This window comes from Bacteroides sp. MSK.18.37 (assembly GCF_019129155.2).
GTDB classification, from domain to species: domain Bacteria; phylum Bacteroidota; class Bacteroidia; order Bacteroidales; family Bacteroidaceae; genus Bacteroides; species Bacteroides ovatus.
This window is the reverse complement of sequence record NZ_JAHOIB020000001.1, coordinates 4,110,633-4,123,838: the sequence shown is the minus strand read 5'-3', so window position 1 is coordinate 4,123,838 and position 13,206 is coordinate 4,110,633. Positions and strand designations below refer to the sequence as shown.

The 13,206-nt window shown below is 40.5% G+C and carries 16 protein-coding genes; 4 read left to right on the top strand and 12 right to left on the bottom strand.

The window, feature by feature from the left end:
• Positions 1–13: 13 nt before the first annotated feature.
• Positions 14–1,099 carry a tRNA 2-thiouridine(34) synthase MnmA gene (gene mnmA / locus KSX81_RS15910; protein ID WP_195355863.1) on the bottom strand — a complete coding sequence of 362 codons (1,086 nt, stop codon included), beginning with the start codon at positions 1,097–1,099 and terminating at the stop codon, positions 14–16.
• Between the two features lie 110 nt (positions 1,100–1,209).
• Between mnmA and KSX81_RS15905 the strand changes: the two genes are divergently transcribed.
• Positions 1,210–2,073 (top strand): hypothetical protein, encoded by an 864-nt coding sequence (locus tag KSX81_RS15905; protein WP_074559861.1) that lies wholly within the window; start codon positions 1,210–1,212, stop codon positions 2,071–2,073.
• Here KSX81_RS15905 and KSX81_RS15900 read toward each other — a convergent pair.
• The 4 genes from KSX81_RS15900 to KSX81_RS15885 are packed head-to-tail and all read right to left on the bottom strand — an operon-like array spanning position 2,063 to position 4,876.
• Positions 2,063–3,070 carry a metallophosphoesterase family protein gene (locus KSX81_RS15900; protein WP_004297211.1) on the bottom strand — a complete coding sequence of 336 codons (1,008 nt, stop codon included), beginning with the start codon at positions 3,068–3,070 and terminating at the stop codon, positions 2,063–2,065. The genes KSX81_RS15905 and KSX81_RS15900 overlap by 11 nt on opposite strands.
• A 19-nt stretch (positions 3,071–3,089) precedes the next feature.
• Positions 3,090–3,572: a 2-C-methyl-D-erythritol 2,4-cyclodiphosphate synthase gene (gene ispF / locus KSX81_RS15895; protein ID WP_004297210.1), complete on the bottom strand. Its 483-nt coding sequence runs from the start codon at positions 3,570–3,572 to the stop codon at positions 3,090–3,092.
• A 39-nt stretch (positions 3,573–3,611) separates the two neighbouring features.
• On the bottom strand, positions 3,612–4,226 hold the full coding sequence (locus KSX81_RS15890) for a fumarylacetoacetate hydrolase family protein (RefSeq protein ID WP_217725695.1): 615 nt from the start codon (positions 4,224–4,226) through the stop codon (positions 3,612–3,614).
• Positions 4,226–4,876 carry a redox-sensing transcriptional repressor Rex gene (locus KSX81_RS15885; protein ID WP_004297208.1) on the bottom strand — a complete coding sequence of 217 codons (651 nt, stop codon included), beginning with the start codon at positions 4,874–4,876 and terminating at the stop codon, positions 4,226–4,228. The genes KSX81_RS15890 and KSX81_RS15885 overlap by 1 nt, the downstream gene beginning before the upstream one ends.
• A 165-nt stretch (positions 4,877–5,041) precedes the next feature.
• On the opposite strand from KSX81_RS15885, the gene KSX81_RS15880 reads away from it, so the two are divergent.
• Together KSX81_RS15880 and KSX81_RS15875 are read left to right on the top strand one after the other, a co-directional pair.
• On the top strand, positions 5,042–5,392 hold the full coding sequence (locus tag KSX81_RS15880) for a translation initiation factor (protein WP_217725696.1): 351 nt from the start codon (positions 5,042–5,044) through the stop codon (positions 5,390–5,392).
• Positions 5,393–5,428: 36 nt separating this feature from the next.
• Entirely contained in the window at positions 5,429–5,938 is a 510-nt protein-coding gene (locus KSX81_RS15875) for a TlpA family protein disulfide reductase (RefSeq protein ID WP_217725697.1), read from the top strand.
• A 199-nt stretch (positions 5,939–6,137) separates the two neighbouring features.
• Here KSX81_RS15875 and tsf read toward each other — a convergent pair whose 3' ends face one another.
• The 5 genes from tsf to KSX81_RS15845 all read right to left on the bottom strand — a co-directional run bounded on the left by tsf (position 6,138) and on the right by KSX81_RS15845 (position 9,859).
• A complete protein-coding gene (tsf, locus tag KSX81_RS15870) occupies positions 6,138–7,130 on the bottom strand; it encodes a translation elongation factor Ts (RefSeq protein ID WP_217725698.1) in 993 nt (330 codons plus the stop codon).
• A 122-nt stretch (positions 7,131–7,252) separates the two neighbouring features.
• Positions 7,253–8,089 (bottom strand): 30S ribosomal protein S2, encoded by an 837-nt coding sequence (gene rpsB, locus KSX81_RS15865; RefSeq protein ID WP_004297204.1) that lies wholly within the window; start codon positions 8,087–8,089, stop codon positions 7,253–7,255.
• A 121-nt stretch (positions 8,090–8,210) separates the two neighbouring features.
• Positions 8,211–8,597 carry a 30S ribosomal protein S9 gene (rpsI, locus tag KSX81_RS15860; RefSeq protein ID WP_021645279.1) on the bottom strand — a complete coding sequence of 129 codons (387 nt, stop codon included), beginning with the start codon at positions 8,595–8,597 and terminating at the stop codon, positions 8,211–8,213.
• Between the two features lie 6 nt (positions 8,598–8,603).
• Entirely contained in the window at positions 8,604–9,065 is a 462-nt protein-coding gene (rplM, locus tag KSX81_RS15855; RefSeq protein WP_004314716.1) for a 50S ribosomal protein L13, read from the bottom strand.
• A gap of 647 nt (positions 9,066–9,712) precedes the next feature.
• Positions 9,713–9,859 carry a hypothetical protein gene (locus KSX81_RS15845; RefSeq protein WP_004297200.1) on the bottom strand — a complete coding sequence of 49 codons (147 nt, stop codon included), beginning with the start codon at positions 9,857–9,859 and terminating at the stop codon, positions 9,713–9,715.
• Between the two features lie 546 nt (positions 9,860–10,405).
• Here KSX81_RS15845 and KSX81_RS15840 point away from each other — a divergent pair.
• Positions 10,406–11,413 (top strand): IS110 family transposase, encoded by a 1,008-nt coding sequence (locus KSX81_RS15840; protein ID WP_004307071.1) that lies wholly within the window; start codon positions 10,406–10,408, stop codon positions 11,411–11,413.
• Here the strand turns inward: KSX81_RS15840 and KSX81_RS15835 are convergent.
• Together KSX81_RS15835 and KSX81_RS15830 are read right to left on the bottom strand one after the other, a co-directional pair.
• A complete protein-coding gene (locus tag KSX81_RS15835; protein WP_138297508.1) occupies positions 11,395–12,315 on the bottom strand; it encodes an IS3 family transposase in 921 nt (306 codons plus the stop codon). The genes KSX81_RS15840 and KSX81_RS15835 overlap by 19 nt on opposite strands.
• Before the next feature lie 35 nt (positions 12,316–12,350).
• Entirely contained in the window at positions 12,351–12,731 is a 381-nt protein-coding gene (locus KSX81_RS15830) for a transposase (RefSeq protein WP_004323573.1), read from the bottom strand.
• Between the last annotated feature and the right edge of the window lie 475 nt (positions 12,732–13,206).

The window sequence follows — 13,206 nt, the reverse complement described above, 5'->3', positions numbered from 1 at the left end:
CTATTTTAATCAATCATAATTCTTCATTTTCCATAATCACCAGCCCGATTCCTCTTTGGGAAGCAATGAAAGCTCCTCCCAGCACCCGTTTTCCATCATAAAACACAGCTGATTGTCCGGGAGCAATGGCCGAAGCTATTTCAAGGAAATGTATCAACAAACGTCCGTCTTCCAATCTTTTCACCCGGCAAGGAATCGGACGACTGCGATAACGAATCCGTACCGTCAGATTCTCACATCCGAACAATTCCCGTTCATCCACCATTTTATCCTGCTCCGCCAACATGTATTCAGTTTCCAGCTGGTCGGCATTTCCAAGCATCACCGTATTTTTCTGCGGATTGATTTTCAACACATAAGCAGGCTTTCCTAAAGCGATCTCCAATCCTTTTCGTTGGCCAATCGTATAATAAGGTGCTCCTTTATGCTTCCCAAGCTTCACTCCTTCAGAGTTGACAAACCATCCCGGTCCAATTTCACTATCCAGTTCGGGGCACTGCTCACGAAGAAAATCACGGTAATCCCCCTTGATAAAGCAGACTTCCATACTTTCTCCTTCTTTCGACTTTGCTTCATATCCTTTCTCTGCAAGGTACTCACGAACCTTCACCTTCGTATAATCTCCCAATGGGAAAATACAACGTTTCAGCACATCCTGCCCCAATCTCCAGAGAAAATACGACTGGTCTTTCTTATCATCGTCTCCGGCTACTATATAAATATTTCCGTTTTTCTCTTCCAATCGTGAATAATGTCCGGTAGACACCCATGCACAATTCAATTTATCCGCCCACTCCGTCAAAACACGGAACTTAAACAACGGATTACACATCACGCACGGATTCGGTGTACGCCCCTGCTTATATTCGTCTATGAAGTTTTTTACGATGGTTTCTTTAAAAGGAATACGTTCATCTGCTACATAATGTTCGATCCCCATCCGTTCAGCCAACTCCCTGGCATCCTGTGGTTCATCTCCCCATACGCGCATGGTAACCCCTACAATCTCGTATCCTTGTTCCTGCAGCATCAAGCAAGTAGCGGTGCTGTCTATGCCACCACTCATACCTACCAATACTCTCTTATTTCGTTCTTCCATTCGAATTTTGAAAATTTATATGGATACAAATGTACGAGATTTCAAAGAGAAAAGTTGCTTTTCTGAAAGAAAATCCTTATATTTGAAATATACCAAAAGCGAGAACAATTATGGCTAACCCCAGATTACCGGGCATTTCCGAAAACGAGCAAGCCTTATTGTATGCCAAATTGAATGAGTACAACCGAGGCAGAGCCTCTTTTAAAGAGGTAGGAGTCTACCTGATGGTGTTGCCCCGACCGGGGAAACCAAATTATTCCCTTTGGCTGTACTCTCCCCTGCCCGAAAAGCAATCCATTCTTTATATACATGACCTGTCACCAGACATCAACGAGTCCCTGCGGATGGCCAGCACGATGTTTTATTATTCGAAGCGTTGCATCATCCTGGTAGATTACAATGAGAAAAGAATGCAGAGTAATGGTGACGATCTTATCTTCTTCGGAAAATACCGGGGACATTTTCTACATGAAATCCTCAAAATAGATCCCGCCTACCTAAGTTGGGTAGCATACAAATTCATTCCCAAAATACCGAAACAGGAACGTTTCGTCAAAATAGCACAAGCTTATCATTCCATACACCTGGATATAATGATAAGAAAATCGAGGGAGAAGCGTTCATCCAGCCGTTATCTGGGAGAATTAGGAGAAAAGCTGACAGACTTAAAATTAAAAGTCACCCGGGTAAGATTGGAAGACGATCCGTACAAAACAAGAGTGAACGGCACTACCCCACAGTTTTTTGTCAAGCAGGTACTGACTTTGACCGATGCCAGTGGAAATTTAGTCACCATGAGTATTCCATCAAAAAATCCCAGTGCGGTTTCATGCACTCTATCCGGGATAGAACATGAATACCGACTGGGAGATATTATCTACGTTGCATCGGCGAAAGTATCGCGCCGATACGAAAGCTATGGTTCAAAATACACGCGCCTTAGCCATGTGAAGTTCGCAAGCCTCAACGTTTAGTCCAATCGTCTTTGACAAAACTTGCCGGATAAGAGATTTTATCCACCACACCGTCTTTCTGACGAATCCAGGATGTGAATGTACGGGCACCCTCATCCAATACGATGATACGCGCACCATTCGGCAAATGGTTATATTCCGTATTTCCACCGGTAAAGCGTCCATAAGCCAGAAGGATATCTTTCCACATCACTGCATAGTCATTATCGTGGTCGTGTCCTACAAACATACCCATCACATCACCAGCTTCTTTCATCGCTGCAAACATTCCTGTATTCAATTTAGGCGCACAGGCTTCCTCCATACGAGTTCCACGAAGAATTGCATTTTCGCTACGGGCAGCTTCATTGTATTCAGGAAGAGGAATATGGAAAAAAGCAAGAGCCGGCAGAGGCTGTCCGCCGTTTTGCACTTTATAAGCCGCACTCTGTTGACGATACCAATTTATCTGGTCGAATGTAAGCCATGCATACCCCTTCACATCTTTCAAAGGAGAATAAGAGTGAGAATCCATGCAATATAGCAAAGCAGCATCCTTCTTTAGATTGGAAGACGATTTCACTGTCAATACATAATCCGGCGATAAAACTGTTCCGCGATCAGGCAATAAATTGCCGGGAACTTGACGGATGATATCATATAACTGTTCCCGTGTCATTCCCTGTTCATTGTCATGGTTACCAAAAGTGACCACAAAAGGTAGTTTACGTTTAACTACCGGTTCCAGTACCTGCAACATTCCGGAATCCGCCGGAGCAGAATAAACAACATCACCGGTAAATATCACCAAATCCGGACGTTCGTCATCAAGCACCTGATTAATACGTTCCAGAGCTATATCTGAAGCCCGATTTCCATATTTAAAATGCACATCGGTAAATTGCACAATCTTGAATTTACCATCTTTGCTAAATTTCAGTTCACTCTTCTGAGCCATACAAAAAGTCGTTACCAATAAGAAGGCAAGTGTTAAGTAAATTTTAAAAAGACGAATCATAATTATTTGTTTTAGGGGGTTAAGAAATCTTCTCTATCAGCACAGTAGCATAAGCCGATATACCTTCTTCACGACCTGTAAAACCGAGTTTCTCGGTAGTAGTCGCCTTAATGGAAATATCATCCATATCAATCCCCATAACAGTTGCCATCGTCTCCTGCATCAAAGGAATGTGCGCTTTTAACTTCGGGCGTTCGGCACAAATAGTTGCATCGATATTGCCCACTTTATATCCTTTGGTAGCAATCAACTCCACTGTTTTTTTCAGCAGTATCTTGCTATCTATATTCTTAAATTCTCCTGCCGTATCGGGGAAATGATAGCCAATATCACGCATATTCGCCGCCCCCAACAGAGCATCGCAAACAGCATGCAATAATACATCAGCATCCGAATGCCCCAGCAATCCTTTTGTGTGTTCCAAAAGAATGCCACCCAGCCATAACTCACGACCTTCGACCAACTGATGTACGTCGAAACCAAAGCCTACTCTTATCTTCATATTTTATATAACAAATGAGTACTAATGAATAAAAAAAGATCAACGAATATAGAAATCCAGCAGTTTTTCTCCCTCCAGATAACCTTGCAAACGCTGTCCGATACTAACAGGACCTACACCCACAGGAGTCCCAGTAAAGAGCAAGTCACCAATTTTCAAAGTTACAAACTGGCTTACATAAGCGATTATATCATCTATCTTGAAAAGCATATCTGCCGTACAACCGCGCTGCACTTCCTTACCGTCGATCAACAAATGAAAGTCAAGATTCTGAATATCCTTATAGTGCTCCACCGGAACAAAAGTTCCAATAGCAGCCGACGAATCAAAACCTTTGCAAAGCTCCCAGGGATTACCCTGCTCACGGAACTTTCGCTGAAGGTCACGAGCCGTAAAGTCGATCCCTACAGTCACTGCATCATAATAACGGTTAGCAAAGCGGGGAGCTATATTTTTCCCCAATCGATTAATACGAACCACCAGCTCCGTTTCATAATGTATCTCTTTAGAAAAGTCGGGAATGAAAAACGGTTTGCCATCCTTCAGAATAGCAGAATCAGGCTTCATAAAAATCACCGGCTCCGCATTTACTTGTGTATGTCCCAGTTCTTTGTTATGCTGGGCGTAGTTCATTCCTACTGCAATAATCTTCATTATTTCTCGTTAAAATTCAATCGGTTAAACATAACAGCCAAATGAGCATATAGAGACGTATTCTGCACCACTATATTCTCGGGTACACGGATTCGGAAAGGAGTAAAGTTCCATACGGCTTTTATGCCTCCGTCTACCATCTTATCTGTAATTTCCTGAGCAATATTAATTGGTACGGTCAATACACCGATATTTACATCGTATTCTTTCATCTTTGCTTCAAAGTCATCGGAATGAAAAATAGGAATACCATTCAGGTCTTTTCCCACCAGTTCCGGATTCACATCAAAAGCAGCCACAATCTCCAGTCCGAAATGATGCAAACCAGAATCCCGAAGCAAAGCAGCCCCTAGGCTACCTACACCAAACAAGAAGGCTTTGTGCATATTGGTAAATCCAAGAAAGCTCTCTAACACCTCAATCAGCGCATCAATATTGTATCCCACCCTCGTACGCCCCGAGATATTGACGTATGACAAATCCTTGGCGATTTGAGAAGCGTCAATATTTATTTCCTTAGAGATTTGTGTAGAAGAGACATACTGCTCCCCTTTTTCTTTCATTAGTTTTATATTAGACAGATACCAGGGAAGTCTGCGCAAGGTAGGCTCCGGCACTTTATCCGCCTCTTTTCGTATAGATGTGCTCATACTTCTTACTAAATTTGGTATTTTGCAAAAGTACAATCTTTTTTGAGACTGACAACCCTATAACAGAAAACCTTAATAGAGATTAAACAAAACAATGAAAAGAGGTTCAAATTTTGCTCTTTTCCATAAGTTTAATACTTTTGAAAAGGATTAAAAATGACGAGTATGAAAAATAATGATTGGAAAGATAGATTAAACGTTGTGTATTCCACGAATCCGGACTTCGGCTATGAAATGGATAATGATGAAGAGCAGGTCACCCTCGACAAAGCCAAACAAAACCTGCGAGTTTCCATTGACAAAAAGAATCGGGGCGGTAAAGTGGTCACATTAATTACCGGATTTATAGGTACAGAAAACGACTTGAAAGAGCTGGGTAAGCTACTGAAAAGCAAATGTGGAGTAGGCGGATCGGCTAAAGACGGAGAGATTATGGTGCAAGGAGATTTCAAAACAAAAATCATAGAGCTGCTCATCAAAGAAGGATACTCTAAAACAAAAGGTATAGGAGGTTAAACTAAATAGCATTTTGTAACTAGAAATTTTAAAGATATGAGAAAAGTAACATTATTCTGTGCAGCAACGTTATTCTCACTGTTGTCATTTGCACAAGACAACAATGCTGATATCGTCAAGATAGGCGATAGTATGCCATCTTTCACCCTTCATTCAACAGTGAACGGTACTGTAAACTCCGAGGACCTGAAAGGGAAAGTTGTATTAATCAATATTTTCGCTACTTGGTGTGGTCCTTGCCAAAGCGAACTGGCTGAAGTTCAAAAAACACTCTGGCCTAAATATAAGGACAACAAAGATTTCTGCATGTTAGTAATCGGACGCGAACATACCGACGATAAATTAACGGAATACAACAAGCGCAAAGGGTTTACATTTCCTCTCTACCCGGACCCGAAACGGGAAGTCACAGGTAAGTTTGCCAGTCAATACATTCCCAGAAGTTACTTAATCGACAAAGAAGGGAAAGTGATATCCGCCACTGTCGGTTATAAAAAAGAAGAAATGGACAAGCTGATGAAGGAAATAGACAAGGCATTGAAATAATCCTCCCCAAGAATGTGCCTCATGTTATACATGGCAGTTTCTTTAGGAATATTCCTAAAATATGAAAAGAAAAGGCAACTAACTCGTTATGAATTAGTTGCCTTTCTTGTATCTTCAAATAGAGAGTCTTAATGAATACCTCTATTAAGTTAACGTGTTCCGTTTTTAAGGACACATCATAGAATTTGAATCTGATTGATTATTCAGCTTTCAAAGTGAAACGCTTGAAATCAACAATCTTCAGTTCAGGGTCAGCAGCAGCCAACACTTCTCTTACAGTTTTCTTACCGTCCATGATATCTTCCTGGTTCAGCAAGCAAACTTCTTTCAAGAACTTGCCCAGACGACCTTTCGCGATGTTCTGAATCATTTGTTCAGGCAGATGTGCAGCCTTCTCTGCAGAAACAGTAGCAATGATTTCTTTTGCTTTAGCTACATCTTCAGCTGTAATCCATCCTTTAGCCATGTTGCTATCCATGTGTTCTTCGCTGTCCACATGAGCCGGGTTGATGTTAGCTTTCTTCAGAGCAGCTTCTACAGCTTTCTGTACCTGTTCTGCTTTTGTCTTCTCAATAGCAACTTCAATTTCTTTTTGCTTCACTTCTTCAGAAACACCATCCTCATCAATAGCGATCGGATTCATGGCAGCAATCTGCATAGCTACTTGCTTAGCCAACTGCTCGTCAACGTTCTTGTTAAAAGCAACAATCGTACAAAGACCATTTCTGTTCATGTGGTTGTAAACAGCAGTGCTTGCGCCTTCTACAGTCATGTAACCATCCAGTTCCATTTTCTCACCTGTGATACCGCTACGGTCAGTAACTGCATCCTGTACAGTACCGTTACCCATCGGCAATGCTTTTACTTCGTCCAAAGTAGCGCATTTATTAGCCACAGCAAGATCAAGAATATCCTGAGTCAGTTTCACGAAATCAGCATTCTGAGCCACAAAGTCAGTTTCACACTTCAAAGCAACGATAACAGCACGGTCACCGGTAGTTTTAGCCAAAACGCAACCTTCAGAAGCTTCACGTTCCGAGCGCTTAGCAGCAACAGCTTGTCCTTTCTTACGGATAATTTCCATTGCCTTGTCGAAATCGCCTTCAGCTTCAGTCAACGCGTTTTTGCAATCCATCATACCAGCTCCGGTCATTTTGCGCAGCTTGGTAATATCAGCCATACTTACAGCCATAATAATTTCCTTTATTTAAATGAATAATAATTTTCGAAACAAAAAAATGTGCCAATCTGCCAATCAAGATGCAAGTGTATAAGCATACTCTTGCACATTAGCAAATTGGCACATTTTATATATTAAGCCTCTTCGTCTTCCTTGATGAAAGCAGCAGCTTTAGCTGCGTTAATAGCTTCTTCGTCAGACTTGTCGAGTCTAGCTTTCACTGATTTCTTCTTGCCTTTGTTAGCAGGAGCTTCACCAGCAGCTTCCATATCGATCTTTTCAGCTTTTCTTTCTTCCAAACCTTCGATCATTGCAGCGCAGCAAGCATCCAAGATAACTTCTACTGATTTAGTAGCGTCATCGTTAGCAGGAATTACGAAATCTACGTTTGAAGGATCAGAGTTAGTATCAACGATACCAAATACAGGGATACCCAGACGGTTAGCTTCGCGAACTGCGATGTTTTCTTTCATTACGTCGATAACGAACAATGCAGACGGCAGACGAGTCAGGTCAGCGATAGATCCCAAAGTCTTGTCCAATTTAGCACGTTGACGAGAAATCTGAAGAACTTCTCTCTTAGAAAGGTTAGAATAAGTACCATCGTTCGTCAATTTATCGATAGTAGCCATTTTCTTCACAGCCTTACGGATAGTCGGGAAGTTAGTCAACATACCACCCGGCCAGCGTTCGATTACATAAGGCATATTAACAGATTGAGCTTTCTCAGCTACAACTTGTTTAGCTTGTTTTTTAGTAGCAACAAAAAGAACTTTCTTGCCAGATTTGGCAATCTGTTTCAAAGCTTCAGCAGCTTCGTCTACTTTTGCAACTGTTTTGTGGAGGTCAATGATATGAATACCATTGCGTTCCATGAAAATATAAGGAGCCATTGCAGGGTTCCACTTTCTCTTAAGGTGTCCGAAGTGGCAACCAGCCTCCAATAATGTATCAAAATTTGTTCTTGACATCTTGTTTTTTCTTTAAATCGTTTACTTTCTTTTTTGTTTTTTCTAAACCAACCGCCGGGTAGTCTATGAGCAGAGTCCCAGTAGTTTAGATACTAAACATATTCCTCTGTCAGGCAGCACATTAACGCTTGCTGAACTGGAATCTTCTACGAGCTTTCGGCTGTCCCGGTTTCTTACGTTCAACAGAACGCGGGTCACGAGTCATGAAGCCTTCTGCACGAAGAGCAGCTTTATCTTCAGCATTGATTTTAACCAGTGCACGAGCGATTGCCAAACGCAATGCCTGAGACTGACCAGTGAAACCACCACCACACAAGTTCACCTTGATGTCATACTTCTCAGCAGCACCCAGCTTGTTCAATGGTTGTTTTACAACATACTGAAGAATAGTTGATGGAAAGTACTCTGCAAGGTCTCTCTTGTTAATAGTAATCTTTCCTGTACCTTCGCTTACGAAAATACGTGCAATAGCACGTTTACGTCTGCCTAATGCATTTACTACTTCCATTATATCTTATTTATATGAATTAATATCAATCATTTTCGGGTTCTGTGCAGCCTGTTTGTGTTCGCTACCAGCGTAAACATACAAGTTATTCAGCAATTTAGCTCCCAGGATATTCTTCGGAAGCATGCCCTTCACTACTTTTTTCAGTAATCTCTCTTCACCGTTCGGTTTTGCAATCAAACGGGCAGGAGTCATTTCTCTCTGACCACCAGGATAACCTGTATATGACAAATAAACTCTGTCATTCCATTTGTTACCAGTCAGTTTTACTTTGTCTGCATTGATGATGATAACGTTATCACCGCAGTCTACGTGAGGAGTAAAGTTCGGTTTGTACTTTCCTCTCAACAATTTTGCAACTTTTGCTCCCAGACGGCCTAATGTTTGGTCTGTAGCGTCAACGATAACCCATTCTTTGGTTACAGTCGCTTTGTTTGCAGAAATGGTCTTGTAACTTAAAGTATCCACTCTAATTTTGTTTTTTAAATGTTACTACTAAAAATTTTCTTCACCACTCATTAGTCTTCCCCGGACAAAGGAATACTAACTTGCTATGAATTAATCTCTTATCATTTTGTGATAATAATCGGCTTGCAAAAGTACGGCTTTTCTTTGAATTGGCAAACTATTTCCTCCTTTTTTTGGATTTACCCGGTTGAGAAACAAGAAAAAACAGGAAGCAAAGAATGTTATATAATCAAGGCGGCTATGCTAATTCAATTCATTTCAAAACTGCACAGATTTGAATTAAATACTATATAGTGAAAAAACATCTATCATAAGTATCATTCATTTTAATAATTTTCTCATTGTCAAAAGAATAAGTATGATAGATAACTTTTAAAAAAGGTATCTATCATACTTTTATTGCAAAAAACAGCTATCTATCATGCCTATACTTTGTCTATTTTAGTGTAGTATTAGGTGAGATTACCCATTTAAAGGCATAAGAATGCACGTTTTATAGGACGACAACCTGTATTTGACAGCTTAATAATCTATTGGGAGCGGTGATGTTTCTATAGCCCACGTATGCAGAGGTAAAATGGCATGATTTTCTCTCTACTATAAAGTTGAAAAAGCGTGTAAGTATCTGCAACTGCAACAAAATGGCTTTAACCTGTTAATAGATAGTCGGTTACAGCGTTGCAGATACCTGTGGCAGATGGTGGCAGATAAGAGGTATCTGCCACACATCCGGTTAGGGGTGTGAAAGCTATCCTTTTAGAGAAAGAAGCCACTGCGTGTTTGGCAATTTCCATACGTGGAAACTACAGTTTCCATACGCGGAAACTCTGGTTTCTACATGCGGAAACTACAGTTTCCTGCCTGGAAACCGGAGTCCTAACGTAAGGAACTGTACTGTACTGGATTTAGTTGACAACTTCGCTTGTTATACCTAAGTTAGTTTACTCAATATTTTTTAAAACCTAAATAAGTTTACTTGTCCCTTTGTAATTCCTGTATAAGTTGTCATTTTAGATATTTTGCAAAATTATGTATCTTCTCTTATAAGTGCAAGACTTCGGGCTGTAAACTTTCATTAAATAACAAAAACTCTTCGCTCGGGGATCGCCCTAGCGGCAACCTTAGATTTGCAGCATCAAAATATTTATCTTTGAATTGATATTGAAAGGAAAGCAAAAGGAAAACCATCAGCGGCAATAGAAGTCAAGTCTAAGTCCCTATTCGGTCCTTTTGCTCCTTCCTTGAACTCAAACCCATATAAGAATTTCAGTAAACCTGTTTAAGGTTATTAGGTCAAGTTCAGGTCCTTTCTTTTTTGTTTAATGTTCAAAAACAAAAGTATGAAAGTTTTTTATTTAGGAGTTGATGTGAGTAAGAAAAAATTGGATTTATGTTTAAGGAGTAACGGTAAGGACATCCTTTATGATGTTATTCCTAATGATCTATCCTCTATTAAATCTTGGTTAACAAGAACGTTTGAGAAATTTTTCCTCTCTGAGGACAGTTTGGTTGTCTGTGCGGAACATACAGGGCAATATACCTATCCTTTGGTCTGTGCAACAAAAAGTATAGGAGTCTACTTATGTTTGGAAGATGCAGCTAAAATAAAATATTGTCATGGAATACCTCGTGGCAAAAATGATAAAATAGATGCCTGCCGAATAGCAATGTATGCAGAAAGATATAATGATTGCCTACAACCGTATACCGCATCAGAGCTTATAATACAAAAACTCAAAAACTTATCAACAGAACGCAGTATGCTTGTTGCAGATAGGGCTAAATATCAATCCCAGCTAAAAGATCAGGTAGACTATATGGAACACTCAATATATATTGCTAAATGCAATAGAGTTGAAGGGATTATCAATACATTTACGGATTACATAGCACAAATAGACCTTGAAATAAAAGAACTTATAAATCAGGCACCTGTCATTGCTCATCAAATGGATTTACTCATGTCTGTGGATGGAGTTGGGGAACGTGTTGCACTGAAGATGATCATGGAAACAGATGCTTTCACTTCTTTTACTGATCCCAGGAAGTTTTGCTGTCATGCAGGAGTTGTTCCGTTCGTCTATGTGTCAGGAAGTAGCCAACGTTCTAAAAATAGAGTATCTAATAGGGCTGACAAGAGCATCAAGCATTTGCTACATATGGCGGCACTATCTGTTTCACAAGTGAAAAATAGTCCATTGAAGAAATATTATGACAGAAAGGTCGAAGAGGGAAAAAATAAGATGTCGGTTCTGAATGCAGTTAGAGCGAAATTAGTTACGATTATGTTCGCTGTAATTAGGACGGATGCTTTTTTTTCGAGAAATTATCAAAATTCGCTTGCGTAATCCATAAGAATAGGGGCGGGAGCACCCGTCCCGACGAGCGGGACTTCAGCTACCTTTCCACTGCATTTACGAATATATTCCATCGGAGTTCTCATTTGTATGCCTTGATGCGGTCTAACATAATTGTATGCATATATGGCATCGGCTATACGTTTATCCAATTGTTCAAAGCTGTCATCTGTACAGTCAAAAAGCCACCCATTCTTGATCGTGTTATTCATCCGTTCAGCCAGAGCATTATGTAGCGGATCCCCACACGGAGTCATACTGATATTAATATGATGTTTCTTGAGCATACCTACATACAGGTTTGAGCAGTATTGCACTCCCCGGTCAGAATGGTGTATCAGATTATTCAAATCAACATTGTATCTGTTGTAAAAGTCCATAGCCATCCTAAGTGCCTTTAAAGGACCTTCCGCTTCGAGTGTTTTGCACAGGGCATATCCGACTATGGCCCGACTGCCCGCATCGGTAAGAAGGGACAGGTAAGCCCATCCCTGGCACGTGGCAACATAGGTTATATCCGCTACAACCATTGAACCGAATGTGTCAGTTACAAATTTAGGCGTGACATTCAGCAGGTCTGGATAAATGTAATAATTATGATTAGAATTTGTAGTCTTTGGCCTCACACGTCTGACACGTTGACAAAGGCCATTGGCACGAAAAATATTATAGCATTGATCACGTCCAATGACCATCCTGACACCAAACTTGCGAAGGCAGCATGCATAGAGTTCACGCATACCAGCCTTGGGCATAAGTTTACGTAACTCATTACAATACAACACAATGCTTGATGTGAGGATGTCTATTTCCATTTTTCTGTTGACATGCTTATAATAACCTTGTCTGGTTATGCCGAAGTAATCACAGAGGAACTGCAGACTGCCGCGCATATGACGGGCACAGTTCCCCTGTGACAAGGTGTCGATTACTTGGCATCGGAGTTTTTTCGAACCTTGATGTGATAGGTTGACTCCGCAAGATTAATCAATTCCTCACAAGCTTCATGACGAAGACTTTCCTCCTGAAGGGCACGCTGAAGTTTGCGGTTTTCGGCACGCAATGCAGCGAGTTCTTTCTCCAGTTCATTGAGAGACTCATCAGAGTCTTTTCTTAAAGAGGGTTGTTCTGTACTCATAACTTTATCATTTATATGATACTTATCAAGCCAAAGAATCAGCAAACGACGGCAAATACCCGTACGCTTGGCAAACTGAGACTTCGTTTCGGAAGTCGATAAATACTCACGAATATAAGACATTCGTTCAGATTCTGTGTAAGGAGTGTACTTCTTTTTTAATTCTTCCATGTGAATTTCGAATTTGAGAAGTGTCAACTTATTCAGTACACTACAAACTGCCCTTTCATATATCGGACTAAATTAAATGTCCTGCCCCCCAATATTTGTTGTTTACACAGTGTGGCAGATAAAGGGTATCTGCCACCATCTGCCACAGGATCTGCAACGATGTAACCGGCTATTTATTAACAGGTTAAAGCCATTTTGTTGCAGTTGCAGATACCGACACGCTTTTTCAACTTTATAGTAGAGAGAAAATCGCATTATTTTGCTCATTTCCGTACCGTTATGAACCAACTCCAGCTAATGATCTTATTAGCTACTTTTAAGTAATCGCTTCCCTATTAATATGTATTTCATTACCTATTGAGTTTTCGTTTGACAACTGTCGAACGATAGTTTAACTATAGTCAATCGTTCGTTTAACTTAAGTCAAACGAAAACTCGTTAGGCAATTGAAGAAATAATATAAGTAAGTGGAAGA